Consider the following 21,872-nt stretch of genomic DNA (forward strand, 5'->3'; position numbering starts at 1 on the left):
TGGGGTCGCGTCGGGCTCATGCCGCCTGCCGCGCCAGATCGAAATAGAGTTGGGCGAGGTCGTCGCGGCGGGCCAGCTCGGCGCTGTCGGCGGCGAGCGCGATACCGCCCTTCATCAGGACATAGGCGCGGCGCGTGAAGGGCAGCGCGATGTCCAGCTTCTGCTCGACCAGCAGCATGGTCAGGCCATCGGCCCGCAGCCGGTCCAGCACCGCCAGGATCTCGTCCACCACGCGCGGCGCCAGGCCCAGGAAGGGTTCGTCCAGCAGCAGCACGCGCGGCGCGGACATCAGCGCCCGGCCGATCGCCACCATCTGCTGCTCGCCGCCCGACAGGGTGCCGGCAAGCTGCCGGCGCCGCTCGGCCAGCCGGGGAAACAGCCGGTAGACGAAATCGAAGCGTTCCTCGGCACGCGAACGGTCGCGCCGGACCAGCGTGACCGAGCCCAGGCGCAGGTTGTCTTCCACCGACAGCGGCGCGAACACATGCCGGCCCTCGGGAACCTGGACCAGCCCGCATTCGACGATGCGGTGGCTGGGCAGTCCGCCTATGTCGGCGCCGGCCAGCTTCACCGTGCCCGAGCGCTGCACGAGGATGCCCGACAGCGCCGCCAGGAGCGTGGTCTTGCCCGCGCCGTTGGGCCCCAGCAGCGCGACGGTCTCGCCCCGTTCGACCCGCAGGTCGACATTGCGCACCACGGGTGCGTGGCCATAGCCGCCGCTGACATTGCGTAGTTCAAGCATGGGCCAGGTTCTCCACGTTGCCGAGGTAGGCCTCGATCACCGCCGGGTCGGCGCGCACCGCGTCGGGCGTGCCGTCGGCGATCTTGCGGCCGAAGTTCAGGACCGCCACCCGGTCGGCCAGGGCCATCAGGAAGCGCATGTCGTGCTCGATCAGCAGGACCGCGATGCCCTGGCGGGCGATGCCCAGGATGATCTCCTCCAGTCGCGCGCATTCGCCCGGTGCCAATCCGGCGGCCGGTTCGTCGAACAGCATCAGGCGCGGGCCGGCCGCCAGTCCGCGGGCGATTTCCAGCAGGCGCCCCTGGCCGAACGACAGCGTCGAGACCTCGGCCTGCGCGAACTCGCCCAGGCCGACGAAGTCCACCAGTTCGTCCGCCCGCCGCCGTGCCTCGCGCTCGGCGCGATAGGAGTCGGGGGTTCCGGCCAGCACGCGCCACAGCGACGCCGGCATGCGCGTGTGCATGCCGACCATGACGTTCTCGCGCACCGACAGGCTGTCGAAAGACTTGTTGTGCTGGAAGGTGCGCACGATGCCGCGTGGCGCGAAGCCGTGCGTGGGCACGCCCGCCAGGGACCGGCCGTCGAAGGCCAGCGTCCCGCTGGTGGGCGCGAAAGCGCCGGCGATCATGTTGAAGGTGGTGGTCTTGCCGGCGCCGTTGGGGCCGATCACGCCCACCACTTCACCCGCGCGCACGTCCAGGTCCAGGTCCGAAACGGCGTGCAGGCCGCCGAAACGCTTGCACAGGCCGCGTGCCTGCAACAGGGGGGAATTCATGCCAGGCCCTCCCGTTTCACCGCCTTGGGCTCGACCGCCGGCACGCGAGGCAGGGCCGAGGGAGACGGGTGGCGACGGGCTTGCAGCCGGTCCCACAGCCCGATCAGGCCACGCGGCTGGAACAGCACCGCCAGTACCATGAACACGCCGAACACCAGGGCATGGTGGTGCCCGATGATGGGCGAGAGCACCAGCGGCATCAGGTAGAGCAGCACCGCGCCCAGGATGGCGCCCGCCATGCGGCCGCTGCCGCCGACGATCACCATGAACAGCAGCAGGAAGGCGTTCTCCAGACCGAAGATGTGCGGGTTCACGGTGTTGTCGACGAAGGCGTAGACCATGCCGGCCACGCCCGCCAGCGCGCTGGTGACGGCATAGGCGATGACCTTGGTGCGCCGCACGTCCACGCCCATGGCCGCGGCGGCTTCGGGGTTGTCGCGCACCGCGCGGCAGGCGCGGCCGAACCATGAACGGTCCAGCCGGCCGATGATGGCCATGGTCGCCAGCATCAGCACCACGATCACCACCGTGTACCAGGGGCCCGTGACATGCACGCCGAAGATGTCCGGCAGCCGGTAGCTGGCGAGCCCGCCGGTGCCGCCGGTGATCGCGCCGCCCTCGTTCAGCACGACGATGAAGAGCTGGGCGAAGGCTAGCGTGGCCAGGGCCAGGTAGAAGCCTTCGAGGCGGGTGGCGGGTATGGCCACCACCAGCGCCAGCGCCACGCAGACCGCCACCGTGGCCAGCACCGCCAGCGGCAGGGGCAGGCCCGCCTGCGTGACGAGGATGACGATGGTGTAGGCGCCGATGCCATAGAAGCTGAAATGGGAGAAGGCGATCTGGCCCGAGATGCCGAACAGGAAGTTGTAGCTGATGGCCAGCGCGATCCACAGCAGCATCTTGCGGTAGATGTCGGTCTGGTAGGCCCCCAGCGCGAAGGCGATGGCCGACAGCACCACGGCCGCCACGGCGTAGGAAAGAAAGGACTTCATGCGCGGGCCTCCCGGGGACGCAGCAGGCCCGCCGGGCGCACCAGCAGGAAGGCGATCAGCAGTACCAGCGGCACGCCCATGGCAAGGCCCGGCGGCACCGGCGCGTAGCGCACCGTGAACTGCTCGGCGAAGGCCAGGATCAGGCCGCCCAGCAGGGCGCCCTCGACCCGTGTCGCCCCGCCTATGACCAGCGCGGTGAAGCCCTGTATGGCCAGCGGCATGCCCATCAGGTAGTGGGCCGAGACGTTGGGCGCCACCAGCATGCCGGCCAGTCCGGCCACCACCGCCCCGGCCGAGAAGGACAGGGCCGTCACGCGAGACAGGTTGATGCCCATCAGCGCGGCGGCGCGGCGGTCCAGCGCGACCGCCTCGAACGACCGGCCGGTCAGGGTACGTTCGAAGAAGTACCAGGCGCCCGCGAACACCGCCAGGGCCACCGCGATGATGAAGAAGCTCTGGTACGAGCCGGCAAGCAACCCGAGTTCCAGCCGGCCGAAGCCGAAGGCCGGCGGCACGGGTTGCGGATCGGGGCCGAAGCCCAGCGATACCAGTTCGCGGAACACCACCAGCATGCCCAGCAGCGCGAGCACGGGCGCCAGCGGCGGCGCGCCCCTGACCACCAGCGGCCGCACGGCCAGCCGTTCGGTCAGCCAGCCCACGGCCACCATCAGCGCGGCCACCAGCGCAATCGACACGGCATAGGGCAGCTCCACGCGGGACAGCGCCACATAGGCGCCGAAGGCCGCCACCATGGCCCATTCACCCACGCCGAAGTTGATGATGCCGGTCGGGCGCGTGATCAGCAGGTAGGCCAGCGCCACCAGTCCGTAGATACAGCCGCTGGCGGTGGCGCTGACGAGAAGTTCGAGTAGATCGGTCATGAGGCCCCTGCACCCGCGTCACTGCGCGCCCGAGAAGACGACCTTGCCCTGCTTGTCGCCCTCGTACACCCGCACCACCATGCCGTTGCGGTCGAAGCCCGTGCGCTTGCCCCCGGAGAACCCATAGGAAGACCCCACCGCGCCGAGCACGCCCACGTAGCCCTGCGTGGCCTGCATGGCCGCGCGCACCTTTTCCTTGTCGGTGCCGCCGGCGCGCTTGATGGCGTCGGCCACCAGCATCAGCCCGTCGTAGCCGTAGCCATTCAGGTTGTAGGGTTCGACGCCGTTCTCTTTCTTGTAGGCCTCGATGAAGCGGCGCGCTTCCGGCTTGGCCGGGTCGAAGGCGTCGACGAACACCACGCCGTCCAGCAGTCCCTTGGCCACCACCGCGGTCTGCGGTACCGACAGGTTGAAATTGCCCAGCACCGGCATCTTCAGGCCGAGCTGGCGGTATGAACGCAGGATGAGCACGTTCTCGGGCGTGGTGACGCCGGTCAGGAAGATGGCGTCCGGCTTGGCCGCGCGCACCTTCTGCATCTGCGGGTCGGCGGTGGTCGAGCCGCGCGGGACCACTTCCTCGGCCACGATCTGCGCGCCGGATTTCTCCAGTCCGGCCTTGAACGAGCGGTTGGTCAGCTGGCCCAGGTCGGAGTTTTCCCCCACCAGCGCCACGCGCTTGAAGTTGCGGTTGGCGGCGTAGGCCAGCAGGGTGGCGATCTGGGTCGAGCCCAGGGGGCCGGTCTGCCAGAAATAGGGATTGTCGATCTGCGTGGTCAGGGTGTCGCCGCTGTTGGACGGCGTGAGCTGCGGCGTCTTGGTTTCCAGCGTGACGGTCTGCACCTGCTGGGTCGACGGTGTCAGCGACAGCGACAGGATGAAGGTGGCGCCGGCCTCCACCAGCTTGCGCGCGGCCGTGGCCGAGATGTCGGGTCGGGCCTGGTCGTCCTCGATCAGCAGCTCGACCTGGCGGCCCAGTATGCCGCCCTTGGCGTTGAGCTCCTTGGCGGCGAAGACGGCGCCGGCCGTTACCGGTTCGGCATAGGGCTTGGCGGGACCGACCTTGTCGGTGATGATGCCTATCTTGATGGGCTGGGCCATGGCGGGGGCCATGGCCAGGGCGGCGGCGGCCAGGGCCGCGCACAGGGCGAATCCGGCCATGCGGCCGGACCGGGGGGATGCGATTTTCATGGTGTCTCCTCCTGTTGTTCTAGGCGCGCGCCTGGTCCAGCGCGCGCAGGCGCCGGACCCAATGGGCGAAGGCCGTCATCTGGTCGCCCAGCACCTTGCGCGTGGCTTCGTCGGCCAGCCGGCCCTTGGCGTCGAACTTGGTGTGGCAGGAACCGATGAATACCTCGGGCCGCAGCAGCACCTGCGCCTCCAGGCAGCCGAGGATCTTGCGCAGGTCGTACTGGTTGCGCGCCCCTCCCACCGGCCCCTGGGTGGCGGACAGCAGGGCCACCGGCTTGTGGCGGAAGGGCTGGGGATCCAGCCGCGAGAGCCAGTCGATGGCGTTCTTGAGCGCGCCGCTGACCGAGAAGTTGTATTCGGGACTGGCGATGAGCAGTCCGTCCGCGGCGCGCAGGCGATCGGCCAGTTGCCGCACCGGCCCGGGAATGCCTTCGGCCTCCATGTCGCCGTTGTAGATGGGAATGCCGTCGAGTTCGGCCAGTTCCAGCGACAACTCGACCGGCATCAGGTCGTGCGCGGCGAGCAGCGCCATGCGGTTGTAGGAACGGCGCCGCAGGCTGCCGCATATCCCCAGTATCTGGAGGCGGCCGGCCTGATGCGCGCCAGGCGTCGTATGAGCGTCCAAGCGTCTGTCTCCCGTGGCGCCTTCGTGGGCGCCTGTTTTTCGTGATGGCGAAGCCAGTCTATGACCGAGCGATATCAATTCCTAGCAAAATGGTTTATCTTCAATATCAACGGCGTTGATATCACTCTGGCATGGACCTGCTGCGCTTCGACCTGAATCTGCTGCTGTGCTTCGACGCTATCTACCGGCACCAGCGCCTGTCGGCCGCGGCCGACGAACTCAATCTCACCCAGCCGGCGGTCAGCGCCGCGCTCAAGCGCCTGCGCGCCCATTTCGACAATCCGCTGTTCGTGCGCACCTCGCGCGGCAGGCGGCCCACGCCGTTCTCGGACGGCATCGCGCCCAAGATCGCGCAGGTGCTGGAAGTGCTCAAGGGGGTGGACCTTTCGTCGGAATTCACGCCCGCCAGCACCACCATCAATTTCCGCGTCTACATCAACGACGTCGGCATGATCGTCGCGATGCCCCAGGTGCTCGCGCATCTGCGCAAGCACGCGCCCCACGCGCGCCTGACCATCGTGGACCTGCGTCCCGACGAGGTGGTCGACGCCCTGGACAGCGGCAACATCGACCTGGCCATCGGCTACTTCCTGGGCATGCCCAACTGGGCGCGCCAGCAGAACCTGCGCACCACGCGCTACGTCTGCATGGTCGCCGGCCATCATCCCGAGATCCGGGACTCGCTGTCGCTGGAGCAATTCCTGCGTTGCCGCCATGCCATGTACGTGAACAGCGGCTCGCAGTACTACGCCATGGAACAGGCCCTGGCCGAGCGGGGCCTGACGCGCGACGTCATCCTGCACGTGCCGCGCTTCTCGGCCCTGCCCTTCCTCGTGGCGCAGGCCGACCTGATCGCGACCGTGCCCGAGGACCTGGGCACGCTGTTCTCGCGGCTGCTGGACGTGAGGATCTTCACGCCGCCGCTGGAACTGGCCAATTTCCAGATACACCAGTACTGGCACGAGCGCCTGCATGCCGAACCGGCGTACCGCTGGCTGCGGCAGATCGTCTACGACAAGACCTCCGGGCTGACCGTGGCGCGCCGCGCCGATTGAGTGCCGGGGCGACTCAATCGATGCGTGTTTTCGAATTGGACGGTGCCGCCGGCCAGGGCTAGAGTGCGGCGTCGCTCCGGGAACGGCTGTTTCCCGGTCTCATCATTCCGTCCAGGACAGCACGCCATGCGCAAGACCCTTTCTTCTTCCCCCTTCCGCCACGCCGCGTGGGCCATGGCCGCGGCCGCCGCGGCCGGTCCGGCCAGCGCGCAGACCTATCCCGACAAGCCGGTCCGCATGGTCGTCGCATTCGCCCCGGCGGGCGGAACGGACATCGTCGCCCGGCTGGTGGCTCCCCGCATGGCCGAATTGCTGGGCCAATCGGTCGTGGTCGAGAACCGGGCCGGCGCAGGCGGCGTGATCGGCACCGAGAACGTGGCGAAGGCCGCGCCCGATGGCTACACCACCCTGATGGCGACGATGGGCAACCTGGCGGTCAATCCGTACCTGTATTCGATGCGCGTCGACGTCCAGCGCGACCTGAAGCCGGTCAGCAAGGTGGTGGAAGTGCAGTTCGCGCTGTTGGTGCATCCGTCGGTGCCGGCCAAGACTCTGCGCGAATTCATCGACCTGGCCAAGGCGCGCCCCGGCCATCTGACCTATTCGTCGTCGGGCATAGGCGGCGGACCGCACCTGGCCGGCGAGTTGTTCGACAGCCTGGCTGGTACCAAGCTGACGCACGTGCCCTACAAGGGTAGCGGGCAGAGCCTGTCGGACCTGATAGGCGGGCAGGTGTCGGCGTCGTTCGACAGCCTGCTCCAGGCGCTGCCCTACGTGCGGGACGGACGGCTGCGCGCGCTGGCGATACTGGGCAGCGAACGCTCGCCGCTGCTGCCGGACGTGCCCACCGTGGCCGAAGCCGGCGTGCCGGGCTATGAGTTCACCAACTGGTACGGGCTGGTCGCGCCGGCAGGCACGCCGCAGCCGGTGGTCGAAAAGTTGAACGGTGCCGTGCGCCAGGTGCTGGGGCAACCCGATATCCGGCGCAAGCTCGAGGACATGGGCGCGCGCGTGGTGGGCGATTCGCCGGAGGCGTTCGGCAAATTCATCGCCAACGAGAACACCAAGTGGGAGAAGGTGATCCGCGCCGCCAAGATCACGGCCCAATAGGCCGGACGCGTGCTACGGTTCGCGCGGCACGCCGCCCTGCATTGCGGCCAGGTCGACGAATTTCTCGGCCGCCGGGTTGCGCATGTCCTGCCTGCGGACCGCGTACAGCGTGGTGATGTTTTCCTGCGTGTCCGCCAGTGGCCGGTAGTGCAAGGCGCCGCTCCAGGTAGCCTGGGCCGAGGCCGGCACCAGCGCCGCGCCCATGCCCGCCTCGACCAGCGCCAGCATGGTCGGCAGGATGCTCGCCTGGACCACGTGCGGCACGACTTGCGCCGCATGGAAGAGCCGTTGGCACAGTTCATACGAGTACGGTGCCTGATCGGGAGAAAATCCAATCAGGTGCAGCCCGTCCAGGTTGCTGACCGGCACTTGTTCGAGATGCGCCAGGGCATGATCGGCGGGCAGTGCCAGCACCAGCCGCTCCCGCGCGATGACGCTGTGCGCCAGGCGCGGGTCGGCGAGGGACTTTTCCGGCGGCCGCAGCAGCGCGACGTCCAGCTTGTCGGCGTGCAGCGCATCGAGCATGGGCTCGGGCCGCATTTCCTCCAGCCGCAATTCGACCTCGGGGTACTGGCGGCGGAAGGCCGAGACCAGGCGCGGCAGCGTGCGGTAGATGGAGCTGGCGGTGAAGCCGACGGCGACGCTGCCGGCCGATCCGCTGGCGGCGCGCCGGGCCGCGTCCGCCGCCGCTTCGGCGTCCTGCAGGATCTTTTTCGCGCGGTCATGCAGGATGCGGCCGGCGGGCGTCAGGCTGACCGAGCGCGTCGTGCGATGGAAAAGCTCGGCTCCGATCAGCTGCTCCAACTGGCGGATCTGCTGGCTGAGCGGCGGCTGGGTCATGTGGAGCCGCTCGGCGGCCCGGCCGAAATGCAGCTCTTCCGCGACGACCGAGAACGTGTGGAGCAGGCGCATGGAAAGCAGTGGCACTTTTTTCCCGATGTATGGAGCGGCCCCGAAGGCCGTTCGTTCTATTGACATGGTTGACCCGGCATGAAGACCCCAGCCCCCAATTTTCTTAGCGCGCTGTCCGCCCTGCGGGCAATCGAGGAAGGCAGTCTCACCAGCGAGGCCCTGGTGCGGGCCTGCCTGGACCGCATCGACGAGCGGGAGGCCACGGTGCGCGCGTTCGCGCACATCGACCGGGAGCGGGCGATCGCCCACGCCCGGCAGGCCGATCGTGGCGCCGCGGCCGGGCCCCTGCGCGGCTTGCCGTTCGCCGCCAAAGATATCCTGGATTCCGCCGATCTACCAACCGCCTACGGTTCGCCCATCTATGCCGGCCATCGTCCGGCGGCCGATGCCGCCTGCATCGCGGCGGCCCGCCAGGCGGGCGGCATCCTGCTCGGCAAGACCGAGACCTGCGAGTTCGCCACGCTGACACCGTGCGCCACGCGCCATCCGCTGGATCCGTCGCGCACCCCGGGCGGCTCGTCCAGCGGTTCGGCCGCCGCCGTGGCAGACGGCATGGTGCCGCTGGCATTCGGGACCCAGACCAGCGCGTCGATCATCCGCCCCGCGGCCTACTGCGGCGTCGTCGGCTACAAGCCGTCCTACGGCTTGATCAACACGTCCGGCCTCAAGCACGCGAGCCCCAGCCTGGACACGATAGGCGTGTTGGCGAGGACGGTGGCCGATGCGCGACATGCCGTATTCGGCCCCGCGCCTGCGCGCGAGCCCGGGCTGCCCCGGGTCGCAATATGCGCATCGAGCCTGTGGGCGGCCGCCCGGCCCGAAACCGTCGAGGCGCTGCTGGCTTTCGCCCGTCGGCTCGAGCGTGGGGGCGCCCGGCTGCGGACCGTGCATCTGCCGCCGGGACTGGAAGCCGCCGTCGCGCTCCAGGCACGGTTGTCGGCGTTCGAGTTGCGGCATTCGCTGGCGCACGAACGCCGGTGGCACCACGATCGGCTCAGCCCGCGCCTGCAACAGCGGGTCGAGGCCGAGGCGGACCTGTCCATGGCCGGGTATGCCGGACTGCGGGAGTCGATGCGCGCCGCGCAGCAGGAGGCCGCCAGCCTGTTCGACGACGCCGACGTCCTGCTGTATCCGGCGGCCGACGGCGAAGCCGAGGTCGGCACGGAGACCGGCTCGCCGCGCTACGGCGGGCTGTGGACCTTCCTTCACCTGCCCGCCTTGTCCCTACCGATGGGGCGTGGGCCGGCGGGTCTGCCGCTGGGGGCGCAACTGATAGGCGCGCCTGGCCGCGATCTCGAGCTGCTGGCCGCGGCGGCGTTCGCCGAAGGATGCGCCGCCGCGGATTGAGCGGACCGCACGCCTTGCGGGCTGGTGCGGTCCGGGCGAGCGGGGTATCGTAGGGCGTTGTTCGATTCAAAGCCACCATGAGCGCCCTGCCCAAGCCCCCGCCCGCCGGCTTCGACCGGCCCGCCGCCGCGCTGCCCGTCGTCATTCATGCCGCCGACGGCTATCCGTTGGGCGGCTTTGTCTGGCGCGGGATCGACGTGGGCGCGGTGACGAGGCCGGTGGTGATCATCAACGCGGCCACCTCGGTCAAGTGCCGCTATTACTTCCGCTTCGCCCAGTACCTGCATGACAACGGCATGGACGTCGTCGCCTATGACTACCGCGGCATAGGCGAGTCGCGTCCGGACCGCCTGCGCGGTTTCCAGGCAAGCTGGACCGACTGGGGCGCGAAGGACTGCGAGGCCGTGCTGGGCTATGCCGCGGCCATGTGGCCGGGCCGCGATATCCATCTCGTGGGGCACAGCTTCGGCGGCTGGGCCCCCGCGCTGGCCGCGTCCTGTTCGCGGATCGGCAGGATGGTTACCGTGGGCGCCCAGTTCGCGTACTGGCGGGACTATGATGCCTCGGTACGCTGGCGCATGGTGGCCAAGTGGCATCTGGCCATGCCGCTGCTGGCCCGGGCATGTGGCTATTTCCCCGGCCGCAGGCTGGGCTGGCTGGAAGATACGCCCACAGGTGTCGCGCTGGACTGGAGCACGCCTACGCCACGCTACGAAGACCGGCCCAGCGCCCGCCGGGCCTTCGGCGGCGCCGCGCTGCCTGCCGCCTCCGCGCGGGCCGGCATCCTGGCGATCAGCCTGACCGACGATCCCTTCGGCACGGTGGCGGCCATCGAGCGCACCCTGGATTATTTCACGCGCAGCGAACGCACGCACCTGCGCATCGCGCCCGAGGACGTGGGCAGCAAGGCGATCGGGCATTTCGCGTTCTTCCACAGCGACTACCAGGACCTGTTGTGGCCGCTGGCCCTGGAGTGGCTGCGCGCCGGCGGCGATCACGCAGCACGGCCTGTGCCCGTCGGTGTCTACAGGCCGCCGGCCACCTTGAGGATCTCGCCGGAGACGTAGCCGGCCTTTTCAGACAGCAGCCAGACGACCGCCTCGGCGATTTCCTCCGGCCGCGCCACCCTTCCCATGGGCACCCGGGCGGCGATGCGCGAAGGCCGGTCCGGTTCGCCCGCGGCCGCATGGATGTCCGTCAGCGTGGTACCCGGGGACACGGCGTTGACCCGTATGCCCAGGCCTGCCGTCTCGCGCGCGAGCCCGGCCGTGAAGCCCTCCACCGCCGCCTTCGACGCGGCATAGTGGACGTATTCGTGAGGCGCGCCCAGCGTGGCCGCGACGGAGGAAATGTTGACGATGCTTCCGCCCATGCTCCTGCCCGCCCAGTACCGCACGGCCTGTCGGCTGAACAGCATGGTGCCAAGGACGTTGACGTCGAGTACGCGCCGCAACACCGACGTCTCGACGGCGGAAAACGCTCCGATGGGGCCGGTCGTGCCGGCGTTGTTCACGAGAGCGGTCACCGGATGGGGCAGCGCGGCCGCCGCGTCGAAGGCCAGTCCGGGCGCCGCCTCGTCCCCGACATCGGCCTGGACGCAGCACGCCTGCCGCCCCATGGCCCGGATGTCCTGGACCAGAGCGCGGGCCGCGTCGGCCTGTTCGCGGTAGGTCAAGCAGACGTCGTAGCCCGAGGCCGCGGCGAGCCGCACGACGGCCGCGCCGATGCCTCGGCTGCCGCCGGTGACGATGAGGGTGCCGGGATGAGTCATGATGGGGAATCCTGGTGGCGGTGACGAAGGAGGAGGGCTGCCGCGAGCTGCGCCGCGGCCATGGACAGCGCCGCGGCCAGCAGCCCGGCGTGGCCGACATGCCCGATGACGAGGGCGAAGCATACCGGCGCGGCGGCGCTCAGCATGAACGCGGGGCGCAGCACGCCCCCCACGATACGTCCATAATTGCGCGCGTCGAACAGGGCGAGCGGAATGGCGCCGCGCATGATGGTGGCCATGCCGTTGCCGGCGCCATACAGCAGCGTGAAGGCCAGTGCGCCCGGCAGCGTCGCGCCCGCCGCCAGGGCGGCGGCGAAGCACAGGCACAACAACAGGCATGGCAGCAGGTTGACCGTCAGCGTCCGGGCGCGGCGTCCCATCGCGGCGATGCCCACCCGGCCCGCGACCTGGCCGATGCCGAACAGCGCGGACAGCGAGACCGCCATGCCGGGCGTCCAGCCCAGCCCGCGCAGGATGCCGGGCAGGTGCGCCGACATGCCGGTCTGGATGAACAGGGCCAGGGTGGCGATGCAGCCGTACAACAGCACGTCCGCGCGGACCGCCGGCCGATCCGGTGCGTCCCGGCCCGGTGCGGTGCCGGCGGTATCCGGCCCGTGGCCGCGCGGCAGGGCCAGGTACAACAGCGACGAGGCCAGCAGCAGCAAGGCGTAGACGGCCAGCGCGCTGCGCCAGCCCCATTCCTGTCCCAGCCACTGGCCCAATGGCCAGAAGATGGTGGAAGACAGTCCGCCGAACAGCGTGACCTGGGACATGGCCTGGCGCGACGCCGGGCCGCCCAGGTGGGCGAGCGCGGCAAAGGCGGCGTCGTACAGGGCGAGCCGCATGCCGAGCCCCAGCAGCACCCAGCCCATGTAGTAGACGGCGCCATGGTGGGCGGCGGCCAGCGTGACGCAGCCGGCGGCGCCTAGCGCGCAGCCGGCCATCATCGGGGCGCGGCCGCCATGTCTGTCGATCCTGCGGCCTACCCAGACCGAGGACAGGCCCATGACGGCCAGCGCGCACGAGAAGCCGCCGTGGACGAAACCGGCGCTCCAGCCCAGTTCCGCCTGTATCGCCGGCCCGAACACGGACACCAGGTAATGCATGGTTCCCCAGGAAACGATCTGTGCGCATCCCAGGCACACGACCAGGGTGGCCGTGATGCCGCCGGTGGCGGACGGGCGAAGGGGCCTGGCGGCGGGATCGGACATCGTGGCGGAGGAAATGAGGCAGGTCGTTGCCGAACTCTAGCGTCAGGCGTTACATAAATGAATCGACATCCCTTTATGCAATGCATAAACGACTTTTATGAAATCGCTGAATCCCGCCTATCTGCTGACTTTCAGCAGCGCGATGGAACTGGGCAGCTTCACCGCCGCCGCCGAACGGGCGGGCATGACCCAACCCGCCGTCAGCCACCAGATCCGCGAACTGGAACGACGCCTGCAATTGCGACTGGTCGAGCGGGTGGGACGCCGGGTGGCGCCGACGCAGGCCGGCGCACTGCTGCTGGAGCATGCGGCGCGCATCAAGCTGGCGCTGGACGATGCCGAGGCGGCCATGCAGCGCCATGCCAGCACGCCGGGCGGGCTGGTGCGCGTGGGTACCGGCGCCACGGCGTGCATCCATCTGCTTCCGCCAGTGCTGCGCCAGCTCAAGCGCAGGATGCCGGCCATCGATATCGTGGTCAGTACCGGGAACACGCCCGAGATCCTGAGGCGGGTGGAGGACAATGCGCTGGATGCCGCGCTGGTGACCTTGCCCGCCACCGGACGCAGCCTGGACATCACGCCGGTCGTCCAGGACGCCTTCGTTGCCATCGCCCCGAAGGGCGAGGCGCCGGTACGGCGAATCTCGCCCCAGGCGCTGGCGCGTCGGCCGCTGGTGCTGTTCGAGACGGGCGCCAACACCCGGCGGCTGATCGATGAGTGGTTCGCGCGCGCGGGCTGCCGCGTGAAGCCGGTCATGGAACTGGGCAGCGTCGAGGCGATCAAGGAAATGGTCGCCGCCGGCCTGGGATGGTCCATCCTGCCCGGGCTTGCGGTGGCGCCGCCCGGCCGACGCGGCGGACTGGACGTGATCCGCCTCGCGCCCGGCCTGGAACGCACGCTGGCCTGGGTGATGCGGCGCGACAAGCCGCTCAACCGCGCCCTGGGCTTGGTCAGCGAAGCGGTCCTGGGATTGCGCGGCCGCAAGGAGGCCCGATGGCTACAATGACAGGCATCGCCGGTTCCCGGATCCGGAACACCCCAGCCGCATGTCCGACCACAAGCGAATCAACCTCCAGCTGCTGACCTATCTCGACGCCCTGATGCGCGAGCGGCACGTGACGCGCGCGGCCGAGCGGGTGGGCATCGGCCAGTCGGCCATGTCGAGCGCGCTGGCCCGGCTGCGCGAGATCTTCCACGACCCGCTGCTGGTCAAGACCTCGTCGGGCATGGAGCCCACCGCGCGAGGCATGGAGCTCGCGCGCAAGGTGCACGAGGCGCTGGAGCTGATCGATGCGGCCACGCGCGGCACCGACGAGTTCGTGCCCGCGGTGGCCGAGGGGCATTTCCGCATCCTGGCGTCCGAGGGCGTGGCGCGCCAGTTCCTGCCGGGCCTGATGGCCCGCGCCCGGCGCGAGGCGCCGCGGCTGCGCTTCACCTCGCGGCCGGTGGACATCCGCCGTACCCACGAGTACCTGCGCGACGCCGAAGGCGATCTCGTCATCGGCTATGTCCGCCAGGTGCCGCAGGACCTGCACCAGACCGTACTGTATCCGCAGAGCATCGTCTGCATCGCCGCGGCCGGCCACGCCGGCATCCGGGGCTCGCTCACGCTCGAGCAGTTCCTGGCCTATCCGCACGTGGTGTGGGGGACGGGGCCGGTGCCCTATCCGACCATCGAGGTCATGGTGGACGACATCCTGGAGCGGCGCGGCCTGGCCCGCGACGTGGGACTGCGGGTGCCCAACGTGCTGCTGTCGGCCGATGTCGTGGCGGTGACCGACATGCTGGCCATCGTGCCCCAGCGCATCGCCTGCGACGCGGCGCGCACCCTGCCGCTGCAGATACTGCCCCTGCCCTTCGACACCGATCGCGCCGACCTGAGCATGCTGTGGCACGAGCGCGTGCACCGCGAGCCCGCGCATATCTGGCTGCGAGGCGTGATGCGCGACGTGGCCGCGCAGCTGCGGCAGGACGCGGCGATCGACGGTCCTCAATAGCGGTATCGGCGGCGCGCGATTGTGCCGCGCGGGGCCGGCTTGCTGTAATCGCCGGCATGCAAGATCACCTGATTTCTCCTGTGGACCGTCCGTGGCGGGAAGAGCGGCTGCGGCTTGCCGTCCAGGGCCGCGCCGTGCCGGGCATCGCCTGGCTGCCCGAAGCCGGTTGCGCCGGGCTGGTCCTGGCCTGTCATGGCGGCAGTGGCCACAAGGAATCGGCGGCCGTGCTCGCCATTCGCGACCGCCTGTTGCCCGAGGGCTATGCGGTCGCCGCCATCGACGGCCCGGTGCATGGCGAGCGCCGCGCCGACGGCTCGCGCGATCCGGGCAAGGCGAAGGCCGATTTCCGCGCCGCGTGGCGCGAGGGTTTCGCGCGCGACGGCATGACGGCCGACTGGCGCGCCTTCCTGGATGCCCTGCTGGCGTGGCCGGCGCTGGCGGGCCGGCCCGTGGGCTACATCGGCGTTTCCATGGGCACGGCCTACGGATTGCCCTACCTGGCCGCGGACGGACGGGTGCGCGCTGCCGTGCTGGGGTTGTGGGGCGCTTCGTATCCCGCCAGCGAGCACCTGGCACCCGCCGCGCGGCGACTGCGCATCCCGGTCTGGTTCACCCAGCAGTGGGACGACGAGGTCTTCGACCGCGCGGGCGTGGCCGAATTGTTCGACGCGCTGGGCAGCCAGGACAAGCGGCTGGTGGCCTACCCGGGCCCCCACCTGGAACTTTCCGGAGAGAGGCTGGACGATGCCGCCGCCTTTCTCGTCTCGCGGCTGCGCGCCGCCTGTTAGCCGGCCGTGGCCGGCCCTATTCCCTTTCGATGGAGCCTGGATGAAAACCCTGGATGTCTCGTACGAAGCCATGGGCGCCCGCACGGCGCGGTTCGACGACTATGCCGGCGCGGAGCGCGAAGGCGCGCGTGCCGACGCCGTGCGGGCGCTGTGGGGCGGGCAGCTGGTGGCCTTGATGGGGGCCCGCAACACGCACGGCCGCTTCGCCGAGCCCCGCGTGCCCAGCCCCGCCCGAGCCTGCACAGGCTATGCGGCGTGGGAGGCGGGCCGCGGCTCGCTGCCCTATCGCAACCCCGACGCCATGGAGAACATCCTGTGCCTGGCGGGCACGCTGCGCGTGCGCTTCGGCCCCGACCTGACGCACGAGATCCGCCTAGGACGCTTCGACATGCTGTCGATACCCGCCGACGTGCTGCACGAGGTTTCCTGCCATGGCGCGGACGGCGCCAAAGCGCTGCTGCTGCTCAACGGCGAACCCGATTGCGCCTATCCCGCGGTATTCCCCGGGCCGTTGCCCACGGCGGTCGATGCGCGGGAACTGGCCGCGCTGAATGCGCGCGTCGAGCCGGGGCGGGGACGAGAGGTCGATCCGGACATGATGGCGCAGCGCGTGACGCGCTTCGCCACGCTGGTGCCGTACAAGCGCGCCCTGAACGCGCGCAGCGCCATCCCCGCCGAGGCCACCGAATGGCTGACCGCCAGTTCGGTGTTCCCGCTGCTGGTGCCGGAGGGACACGTCGGCCGCTCGCAGGATGCGCCGCTCAAGGGCGGCCCCGGCCTGTACGTGGCGATCGCCGAATGCGTACCGGACGACGGGCCGTTGCCGCATGCGCATTTCGACACGCAGGAATCGTTCTTCGTGCTGGACGGCGAATGGGACATCACCTGGGGATTCGAGGACGAGTATCGCCTGCCGGTGCGCGCTTTCGACCTGGTCGGCGTGCCCACCGGCGCGATGCGGTCCTTTCGCAACACGGGCAAGGAGACCGCGCGGCTGTTCGTCATCATCCAGGGGCAGGAGCGGATGAGCGATACCGTCGTCTATTCCCCCGAGGTGGGGAAGGAGTTGAGCCGGCGCTTCGGCCCCGAGGTGGTCGAGGCCTTCCGCAAGGTCAACATCACGTTCGACGCCGAACGCGCCTGAACCATGATCCGCCAGCCTCCGCAGAGAGGCCGCGCGGCAAAGGAGGAGTGGAGATGAAGCAAGGACTTGTCGTGCCGGGACGCAGGCGGCACCTGGCCGCGTTGTTCGCGGCGGGCCTGGCGCTGGCCGCCGGACGGGCGGATGCCCAGCCGTATCCGGCCAAGCCCATCAAGCTGATCGTGCCCTATGCACCGGGCGGCGTGACCGACGTTTCCGCGCGGCTGGTCGCGCAGAAGCTGGGCGAGCTGCTGGGCCAGACGGTGTACGTGGAGAACAAGGGCGGCGGCGGCACGCGCATCGGGGCGTCGGAAGCGGCGCGCGCCGCGCCCGACGGCTATACCCTGCTGTACGCCAATTCCATCACGCATGGCACCCTGCCGGCCACGGCCGCCTCGCTGCCGTTCGATCCGGTCAAGGACTTCACGCCCATCGCCAAGCTGTTCTGGTATGCCAGCACCATCGTCTGCCACCCTTCGGTGCCGGCCAATACCGTGGCCGAGCTCGTGGCCTACGCCAAGGACCATCCGGGCAAGCTGAGCTATGCCAGCGCCGGTCCGGGCACGGGCAACCATTTCTCCAGCGAGCTGTTCAACGTGATGGCCGGCGTGAAGATCGTGCACGTGCCCTATCGCGGCAGCGGCCCGGCGCTGCAGGACGTGATCGCCGGGCAGGTCAGCTGTACCCACGACGGCGCGGCCAAGCCCTACGTCGATGCGGGCAAGGTCAAGGCCATCGCCACCACCGGGATCGCGCGCGATCCGCGCCTGCCCGGCGTGCCCACGGTGGACGAGGCGGGCCTGAAGGGTTACGACATGACCTGGTGGCAAGGTTTGATGGCGCCGGCCGGCACGCCGCCCGCCGTGGTGGAGCGGCTGGCGCGCGCCACGCAGGCCTTGGCCAGGGACGAGGCCTTCCGCGCCAAGGCCTACGACATCGGGCTGAACGTGCAGTATGAACCGGCCGATGTCCTGGCCAGGCAGGTCGTGCAGGACATCGCGAAGTTCCGCCGGATCGCGGCCGAGGCCAATATCGTGCTGGATTGAAGGACGGCTATGGCGCGGGCCGCAGCGCCACGGCCTCGACCTCCACCAGCACGCCATAGTGCAGCGCCGGCACGGGAACGACCGCCCGCGCCGGCCGCGCATCGCCCAGCACCTGGCGATAGGCCTGGTCGAAGGCCGGCCAATGTTCCACCCCGGCCAGGTAGACGGTGACCTTCATCACGTCGCGCCAGCCGCAGCCCGCCGCGGCCAGCGCGGCTTCGACGTTGCGCAGGGTCAGGGCGGCCTGCTCGCCCAGCGGCAGGTCGGCGCGCGGTTCGCCCGAGGCGTCCAGCGGCAGTTGTCCCGATACGAAGGCCAGGCCACCGCCCGTGGCCACGTGCGAGTAATGGCCGCGCGGCGCGGCAAGACCCGCCACGGCCGGAGACGCGACCTCGCCCATCACCATCCTCCGAAGCGCGGCCAGCGGGCCTCGACGCGGGTGTCTCCCGCCACCACGGCATAGGCGCCGTGCTGGGCGGCGGTGGCGCAGGCGTGGTTGGGCAGGATGCGCAGCAGGGTGCCCACCGGCAGCATGGGCGTGGCGGCGGGGTCGGCGCGGTGACGGACGATGCCGTGTTCCTGGTTCGCATCGATCATGATCAGGTCCTGCAGCGGCTTGCCATCCAGGTCGCACACCAGGCCATAGCCCTGGTCCACCGGTTGCCGGGCCGTGCCGCGGTCGCGCGACATGGCCATCCAGCCCGCGTCGGTGATCAGCCAGCCCTTTTCCTCTTGATGGCCGATCACGGTGCACAGCACGGACAGGGCGATGTCGTCGGTCCGGCAGACGCCCAGGCCGTTCATGACCAGGTCGAAGAACACGAACACGCCGGCCCGCACTTCGGTGATGCCGTCCAGCGAGCGCGCGAAATGCGCGGTGGGGGTGCTGCCCACGCTGACCACCGGCGCCGCGTGGCCGGCCTCGCGCAGGCGCTGCGCGGCCCGGACCGCCCCCGCGCGCTCCTGCTCGGCCATGGCGACGATGGCGTCGGTGGAGCGGCAGTTGTAGGAATCGCCGGCATGGGCCAGCACGCCCGCGACCCAGGCCCCTTCGCCTTCGCGTCCGGACAGGCGGGCGGCGATCTCCAGCAGCGCCGGGTCCTCGGGTTTGACGCCGGACCGGTGTCCGTCGGTATCGATCTCGACCAGCACGGGCAGTTCCAGCCCGTGGTCGCGCGCGTAGGCGCTGGTGGCCACCGCCGCCTCGGCGTTGTCCAGGATGAGCGTCAGCCTGGCTCCCCGCCGCGCCAGGCGCTCCACGTGGGGCAGCTTGGAAGGGGCTATGCCGACGGCATAGAGGATGTCGGTCCAGCCGTGGTCCAGGAAGTACTCGGCTTCCTTCAGCGTGGAGACGGTGATGGGTGTGCCGGGCGGACCCAGGCGCCGAGCGACGTCGGCGGACTTGTTGGTCTTGACGTGCGGCCGCAGCGCGACTCCGAAGGGAGCCAGCCGCTCGCGCAGCCGCGCGATGTTGCGGTCCATCCTGTTCCGGTCCAGCACCAGGACCGGGGTTTCGAGCTCGTTCAGTTGCATGATGTGCCTGGGTTCAATCGATATAGACGTTCTTGGCCTCGAGTATGGGGCGCAGGCGGGCGATCTCGCTGTCCACCAGCCGGGCGAGGTGGCCGGGCGTATTGTCGGCGCGGGCGGGGAATTCCACGCCCACGTCGCGCATCTGCCTGACCAGCGCGGGGTCGGCCAGGGCGTCGTTGATGGCGGCGTTGAGCTTGTCCACGATGGCGGGTGGCGTGCCGCGGGGCGCGAACAGCGCGTTCCACGAGCGGAAGTCGATGGTGGTCCTGCCGCTGCTTTGCGCCGTGGCGACCTTGGGCAGGCCGGGGAAGGGTTCGCGCGTCAGCACGGCCACGGCGCGCACGCGTCCGCTGGCCGCTTGAGCCAGCGAGGTGGTGGTCTGGTCGCACATGAAGTCGGTCTCGCCACCCATCAGTCCGGTCATGGCGGGCGCCACGCCCTTGTAGGGCACGTGCATGACTTCGGCCTTCATGTCGCTCAGCAGCAGCAGGCAGGCCAGGTGCGCGATCGAGCCTACGCCCGCGCTGCCGTACGACATCGTGGTCTTGTGGGCCTGGAGGTAGTCGGCGAACTGCGGGAAGTCGTTGACCGGCAGGCTCTGCTTGACCAGCAGCAACAGCGGGGCCGACCCGACCTGGCCCAGGGGTTCGAAATCCTTGCGTGCGTCGTACAGCGGCTTGCGATACATGATCATGTTGGCCGCATGCGTGCCTATGGTGCCGAAGCCTATGGTATAGCCGTCGGCGGCGGCGCGCGCCAGCTTCTGCATGCCGATCGAGCCGCCTGCGCCGCCGACGTTCTCGACCACGACCGAGACGCCCAGCCGAGGCCCCAGCTTGGCCGCCACGGCCCGCCCCAGCGCGTCGCTGGGACCGCCCGCGGGGAAGGGCATGATCAGGGTGATGGGTTTCTCGGGCCAGGCCTGGGCGCGGGCGGAAGAGGTGGCGGCGAGCGCGAACAGCGCCCCCGCGGCGATGGCGGCGATTCTCATGGGGACTCCTGGAAGGGGAAAGGTCCGGCGGCGTTGGGGTTGTCAGCCGCGCCGGGGGCTGTTGGCGAGTTCCAGCACCGGCAGGATGCCGTGCGCTTCCTGGCGCGCGGCCGGCGCGCCGTCGGGCAGCGCCAGGCCCACGCGGTTGTGCCAGAAGGTGTCCATGCCGACAGCCGAGGTGCCGAAGAGGTCGTAGCCCGACCCGGCCACGAATAGCGTGTTGCCGGGCCGGGCGCCCAGTTCCTGCAACGCCATGCGGTAGGGGCGGGGATCGGGCTTGTAGTAGCCGGCCCGTTCCGAGGTCACGACCACGTCCATGGGAACGTTCAGGAGGCCGGCGGCCAGGTGGCCCAGCCGTTCCGAGCAATTGGTCACCACGCCCAGGCGGTGCGTGCCGCGCAGGCTTTCCAGCACCGTCGCCACGCCGTCCCAGGGGGCGAGTTCGGACCAGCGTTCCTCCAGCGCGTCGGCGACGGCCAGCGGCAGGCCGGTCTCGGCCGCGGCTTCCCGCACCAGGGTTTCGTAGGGACGGTAGGCGCCGCAGGCATAGGTTCGCTTCAGGTAGGCGGCGCGCCAGGCGCGGCCCGCTTCCTCGCCGCCGGCGGCGCTGTTCCACAGCGTCCAGGAGTCCAGCAGCGCGGTCAGTAGGTCGAACAGGACGAAGTCGTATTGGCGGGTCATGGCAGTCAGGCAAGGTCGGTGAGTGATGGCCAGTGTAGGAGCCCCAAGGTCATCTGTGGTTAATGGAATAGAATTTCTTCATTCACCAAAAGGTTAATGATGAAGTTGGACATCGACGACCTGCGCTTCGTCCTGGCGCTGGACCGGGTAGGCAGCTTGGCCGCCCTGGCGCGCGAGGAGAACGTCACTCCGCCCGCGGTCACCAAGCGCCTCGGCCAGCTCGAGGCGCGGCTGGGCGTGCGGCTGGCAATGCGCACCACGCGCCGCCTGCAGCTGACGCACGAGGGACACCTGCTGGCCCAGCATGCCACCGGAGTCATCGAACGCATGCAGGCCATCGAGGAAGCCTTGCAGCAGCGCAGCCAGGTGGTGGCGGGCAAGCTGAAGGTGCATGGGCCGTTCGGTTTCGGCCGCCGGCATCTCGCGCCGCTGCTGGATGCGTTTCGAGCCAGCCATCCGCAGGTCGAGGTCCAGCTCTTTCTGTCCGACAACCTCATGCTGCCCAGCCAGCCCGTGCACGGACGCGATGCCTTCGATGTGCTGGTCAGCATCGGCGAGATGCCCGATTCGCGCTGGGTGGCGCACCGCCTCGCGCCCAACCGGCGCATCCTGTGCGCCGCGCCGGCCTATCTGCGCGGCGCGCCCCCCATCGACAGTCCTGCCGACCTGGCGCGCCACGCCTGCCTGGTGCTGCGCGAGAACGACGAGGACGTGACGTTGTGGCGCTTCACCCAGCGCGAAGGCAGGGGCGAACCCCGCCTGCACACGGTGCGCGTGCATCCGGCCATGGAAAGCAACGACGGCGAAGTCATCCGCCAGTGGTGCCTGGCCGGGCGGGGCATCATGGTGCGCTCGGAATGGGACGTCGCCTCCGCGGTGGCCGACGGATCGCTGGTGGCGTTGCTGCCGCGTCATCGGCTGCCCGACGCCGACGTGACGGCGCTGGTGCCGCAGTCGCGCATCGCCTCGGCACGGGCCCGCTTGTTCGTCGACATGCTGAAGAAGGCCTTCCGGCCCCGGCCGCCATGGCGCGCGGCATGACGGCGCGAACGCCCGGACCCGTCCTCTACAATGCCTGCGCATTGC

The 21,872-nt window shown here is 69.8% G+C and carries 23 protein-coding genes; 10 read left to right on the top strand and 13 right to left on the bottom strand.

All coding sequences use genetic code 11. The annotated features are described in order from the left end of the window. Positions 1-16: 16 nt before the first annotated feature. From R4823_RS00520 to R4823_RS00545, 6 genes are read right to left on the bottom strand one after another with little or no spacing between them, the layout of a single operon-like run. A complete protein-coding gene (locus R4823_RS00520; protein ID WP_087838948.1) occupies positions 17-742 on the bottom strand; it encodes an ABC transporter ATP-binding protein in 726 nt (241 codons plus the stop codon). Continuing rightward, positions 735-1,517 (bottom strand): ABC transporter ATP-binding protein, encoded by a 783-nt coding sequence (locus R4823_RS00525; RefSeq protein ID WP_279818809.1) that lies wholly within the window; start codon positions 1,515-1,517, stop codon positions 735-737. The genes R4823_RS00520 and R4823_RS00525 overlap by 8 nt, the downstream gene beginning before the upstream one ends. After that, positions 1,514-2,509 (bottom strand): branched-chain amino acid ABC transporter permease, encoded by a 996-nt coding sequence (locus R4823_RS00530; protein WP_279818806.1) that lies wholly within the window; start codon positions 2,507-2,509, stop codon positions 1,514-1,516. Before R4823_RS00530 ends, R4823_RS00525 begins: the two co-directional genes overlap by 4 nt. Then, positions 2,506-3,390 carry a branched-chain amino acid ABC transporter permease gene (locus R4823_RS00535; RefSeq protein WP_279818803.1) on the bottom strand — a complete coding sequence of 295 codons (885 nt, stop codon included), beginning with the start codon at positions 3,388-3,390 and terminating at the stop codon, positions 2,506-2,508. Before R4823_RS00535 ends, R4823_RS00530 begins: the two co-directional genes overlap by 4 nt. 18 nt (positions 3,391-3,408) lie before the next feature. Beyond that, positions 3,409-4,578, bottom strand: a complete 1,170-nt coding sequence (locus R4823_RS00540) for an ABC transporter substrate-binding protein (RefSeq protein ID WP_087838944.1) — start codon at positions 4,576-4,578, stop codon at positions 3,409-3,411. Positions 4,579-4,597: 19 nt separating this feature from the next. Beyond that, the gene (locus R4823_RS00545) at positions 4,598-5,203 is read right to left on the bottom strand and encodes an NAD(P)H-dependent oxidoreductase (RefSeq protein ID WP_087838943.1); all 606 of its coding nucleotides are present in this window, start codon (positions 5,201-5,203) and stop codon (positions 4,598-4,600) included. 131 nt (positions 5,204-5,334) lie between these two features. Between R4823_RS00545 and R4823_RS00550 the strand changes: the two genes are divergently transcribed. Then, positions 5,335-6,258, top strand: a complete 924-nt coding sequence (locus tag R4823_RS00550; protein ID WP_279818797.1) for a LysR family transcriptional regulator — start codon at positions 5,335-5,337, stop codon at positions 6,256-6,258. 126 nt (positions 6,259-6,384) lie between these two features. Next, on the top strand, positions 6,385-7,368 hold the full coding sequence (locus R4823_RS00555) for a tripartite tricarboxylate transporter substrate binding protein (protein ID WP_279818794.1): 984 nt from the start codon (positions 6,385-6,387) through the stop codon (positions 7,366-7,368). Between the two features lie 12 nt (positions 7,369-7,380). On the opposite strand, the gene R4823_RS00560 is transcribed toward R4823_RS00555, so the two are convergent. Continuing rightward, positions 7,381-8,295 carry a LysR family transcriptional regulator gene (locus tag R4823_RS00560; RefSeq protein WP_176400732.1) on the bottom strand — a complete coding sequence of 305 codons (915 nt, stop codon included), beginning with the start codon at positions 8,293-8,295 and terminating at the stop codon, positions 7,381-7,383. A 63-nt stretch (positions 8,296-8,358) separates the two neighbouring features. On the opposite strand from R4823_RS00560, the gene R4823_RS00565 reads away from it, so the two are divergent. Beyond that, positions 8,359-9,627 (top strand): amidase, encoded by a 1,269-nt coding sequence (locus tag R4823_RS00565; RefSeq protein ID WP_279818791.1) that lies wholly within the window; start codon positions 8,359-8,361, stop codon positions 9,625-9,627. Between the two features lie 77 nt (positions 9,628-9,704). Further along, entirely contained in the window at positions 9,705-10,694 is a 990-nt protein-coding gene (locus tag R4823_RS00570; protein WP_132979681.1) for an alpha/beta fold hydrolase, read from the top strand. Here the strand turns inward: R4823_RS00570 and R4823_RS00575 are convergent. Together R4823_RS00575 and R4823_RS00580 are read right to left on the bottom strand one after the other, a co-directional pair. Continuing rightward, on the bottom strand, positions 10,652-11,398 hold the full coding sequence (locus tag R4823_RS00575; protein ID WP_338617041.1) for an SDR family oxidoreductase: 747 nt from the start codon (positions 11,396-11,398) through the stop codon (positions 10,652-10,654). The genes R4823_RS00570 and R4823_RS00575 overlap by 43 nt on opposite strands. After that, positions 11,395-12,609, bottom strand: a complete 1,215-nt coding sequence (locus tag R4823_RS00580; protein WP_338617042.1) for an MFS transporter — start codon at positions 12,607-12,609, stop codon at positions 11,395-11,397. Before R4823_RS00580 ends, R4823_RS00575 begins: the two co-directional genes overlap by 4 nt. A 97-nt stretch (positions 12,610-12,706) precedes the next feature. Between R4823_RS00580 and R4823_RS00585 the strand changes: the two genes are divergently transcribed. The 5 genes from R4823_RS00585 to R4823_RS00605 are packed head-to-tail and all read left to right on the top strand — an operon-like array spanning position 12,707 to position 17,581. Further along, positions 12,707-13,615: a LysR family transcriptional regulator gene (locus R4823_RS00585; RefSeq protein ID WP_279818780.1), complete on the top strand. Its 909-nt coding sequence runs from the start codon at positions 12,707-12,709 to the stop codon at positions 13,613-13,615. A 40-nt stretch (positions 13,616-13,655) separates the two neighbouring features. Further along, positions 13,656-14,606, top strand: a complete 951-nt coding sequence (locus R4823_RS00590; RefSeq protein ID WP_132979685.1) for a LysR family transcriptional regulator — start codon at positions 13,656-13,658, stop codon at positions 14,604-14,606. Positions 14,607-14,662: 56 nt separating this feature from the next. After that, on the top strand, positions 14,663-15,394 hold the full coding sequence (locus tag R4823_RS00595; RefSeq protein WP_132979686.1) for an alpha/beta hydrolase: 732 nt from the start codon (positions 14,663-14,665) through the stop codon (positions 15,392-15,394). 40 nt (positions 15,395-15,434) lie between these two features. Then, complete coding sequence (locus R4823_RS00600; RefSeq protein WP_338617043.1) at positions 15,435-16,538, top strand: cupin domain-containing protein; 1,104 nt, start codon at positions 15,435-15,437, stop codon at positions 16,536-16,538. 53 nt (positions 16,539-16,591) lie between these two features. Further along, positions 16,592-17,581 (top strand): tripartite tricarboxylate transporter substrate binding protein, encoded by a 990-nt coding sequence (locus R4823_RS00605; RefSeq protein WP_338617044.1) that lies wholly within the window; start codon positions 16,592-16,594, stop codon positions 17,579-17,581. Between the two features lie 7 nt (positions 17,582-17,588). On the opposite strand, the gene R4823_RS00610 is transcribed toward R4823_RS00605, so the two are convergent. Genes R4823_RS00610 through R4823_RS00625 form a run of 4 tightly spaced genes read right to left on the bottom strand, consistent with a single transcriptional unit; the run spans position 17,589 to position 20,786 of the window. Further along, positions 17,589-17,981 carry a RidA family protein gene (locus R4823_RS00610; protein ID WP_338617045.1) on the bottom strand — a complete coding sequence of 131 codons (393 nt, stop codon included), beginning with the start codon at positions 17,979-17,981 and terminating at the stop codon, positions 17,589-17,591. After that, the gene (locus R4823_RS00615; RefSeq protein WP_132979689.1) at positions 17,981-19,114 is read right to left on the bottom strand and encodes a DSD1 family PLP-dependent enzyme; all 1,134 of its coding nucleotides are present in this window, start codon (positions 19,112-19,114) and stop codon (positions 17,981-17,983) included. Before R4823_RS00615 ends, R4823_RS00610 begins: the two co-directional genes overlap by 1 nt. Before the next feature lie 13 nt (positions 19,115-19,127). Continuing rightward, the gene (locus tag R4823_RS00620) at positions 19,128-20,105 is read right to left on the bottom strand and encodes a tripartite tricarboxylate transporter substrate-binding protein (protein WP_338617046.1); all 978 of its coding nucleotides are present in this window, start codon (positions 20,103-20,105) and stop codon (positions 19,128-19,130) included. A gap of 42 nt (positions 20,106-20,147) precedes the next feature. Continuing rightward, positions 20,148-20,786: an HAD-IA family hydrolase gene (locus tag R4823_RS00625; protein ID WP_087838927.1), complete on the bottom strand. Its 639-nt coding sequence runs from the start codon at positions 20,784-20,786 to the stop codon at positions 20,148-20,150. A 96-nt stretch (positions 20,787-20,882) separates the two neighbouring features. Between R4823_RS00625 and R4823_RS00630 the strand changes: the two genes are divergently transcribed. Continuing rightward, the gene (locus R4823_RS00630; protein ID WP_243724502.1) at positions 20,883-21,827 is read left to right on the top strand and encodes a LysR family transcriptional regulator; all 945 of its coding nucleotides are present in this window, start codon (positions 20,883-20,885) and stop codon (positions 21,825-21,827) included. Positions 21,828-21,872: the final 45 nt, after the last annotated feature.

This window comes from Pigmentiphaga sp. CHJ604 (assembly GCF_036972535.1).
GTDB classification, from domain to species: Bacteria; Pseudomonadota; Gammaproteobacteria; order Burkholderiales; family Burkholderiaceae_B; genus Pigmentiphaga; species Pigmentiphaga daeguensis.

Coding starts and splice junctions, on each gene's coding strand:
- R4823_RS00605 (WP_338617044.1), top strand. CDS start 16,592: ATGAAGCAAGGACTTGTCGTGCCGGGACGCAGGCGGCACCTGGCCGCG.
- R4823_RS00540 (WP_087838944.1), bottom strand. CDS start 4,578: ATGAAAATCGCATCCCCCCGGTCCGGCCGCATGGCCGGATTCGCCCTG.
- R4823_RS00580 (WP_338617042.1), bottom strand. CDS start 12,609: ATGTCCGATCCCGCCGCCAGGCCCCTTCGCCCGTCCGCCACCGGCGGC.
- R4823_RS00575 (WP_338617041.1), bottom strand. CDS start 11,398: ATGACTCATCCCGGCACCCTCATCGTCACCGGCGGCAGCCGAGGCATC.
- R4823_RS00610 (WP_338617045.1), bottom strand. CDS start 17,981: ATGGGCGAGGTCGCGTCTCCGGCCGTGGCGGGTCTTGCCGCGCCGCGC.
- R4823_RS00550 (WP_279818797.1), top strand. CDS start 5,335: ATGGACCTGCTGCGCTTCGACCTGAATCTGCTGCTGTGCTTCGACGCT.
- R4823_RS00625 (WP_087838927.1), bottom strand. CDS start 20,786: ATGACCCGCCAATACGACTTCGTCCTGTTCGACCTACTGACCGCGCTG.
- R4823_RS00535 (WP_279818803.1), bottom strand. CDS start 3,390: ATGACCGATCTACTCGAACTTCTCGTCAGCGCCACCGCCAGCGGCTGT.
- R4823_RS00530 (WP_279818806.1), bottom strand. CDS start 2,509: ATGAAGTCCTTTCTTTCCTACGCCGTGGCGGCCGTGGTGCTGTCGGCC.
- R4823_RS00600 (WP_338617043.1), top strand. CDS start 15,435: ATGAAAACCCTGGATGTCTCGTACGAAGCCATGGGCGCCCGCACGGCG.
- R4823_RS00570 (WP_132979681.1), top strand. CDS start 9,705: ATGAGCGCCCTGCCCAAGCCCCCGCCCGCCGGCTTCGACCGGCCCGCC.
- R4823_RS00520 (WP_087838948.1), bottom strand. CDS start 742: ATGCTTGAACTACGCAATGTCAGCGGCGGCTATGGCCACGCACCCGTG.
- R4823_RS00590 (WP_132979685.1), top strand. CDS start 13,656: ATGTCCGACCACAAGCGAATCAACCTCCAGCTGCTGACCTATCTCGAC.
- R4823_RS00555 (WP_279818794.1), top strand. CDS start 6,385: ATGCGCAAGACCCTTTCTTCTTCCCCCTTCCGCCACGCCGCGTGGGCC.
- R4823_RS00630 (WP_243724502.1), top strand. CDS start 20,883: ATGATGAAGTTGGACATCGACGACCTGCGCTTCGTCCTGGCGCTGGAC.
- R4823_RS00565 (WP_279818791.1), top strand. CDS start 8,359: ATGAAGACCCCAGCCCCCAATTTTCTTAGCGCGCTGTCCGCCCTGCGG.
- R4823_RS00615 (WP_132979689.1), bottom strand. CDS start 19,114: ATGCAACTGAACGAGCTCGAAACCCCGGTCCTGGTGCTGGACCGGAAC.
- R4823_RS00585 (WP_279818780.1), top strand. CDS start 12,707: ATGAAATCGCTGAATCCCGCCTATCTGCTGACTTTCAGCAGCGCGATG.
- R4823_RS00595 (WP_132979686.1), top strand. CDS start 14,663: ATGCAAGATCACCTGATTTCTCCTGTGGACCGTCCGTGGCGGGAAGAG.
- R4823_RS00620 (WP_338617046.1), bottom strand. CDS start 20,105: ATGAGAATCGCCGCCATCGCCGCGGGGGCGCTGTTCGCGCTCGCCGCC.
- R4823_RS00525 (WP_279818809.1), bottom strand. CDS start 1,517: ATGAATTCCCCCCTGTTGCAGGCACGCGGCCTGTGCAAGCGTTTCGGC.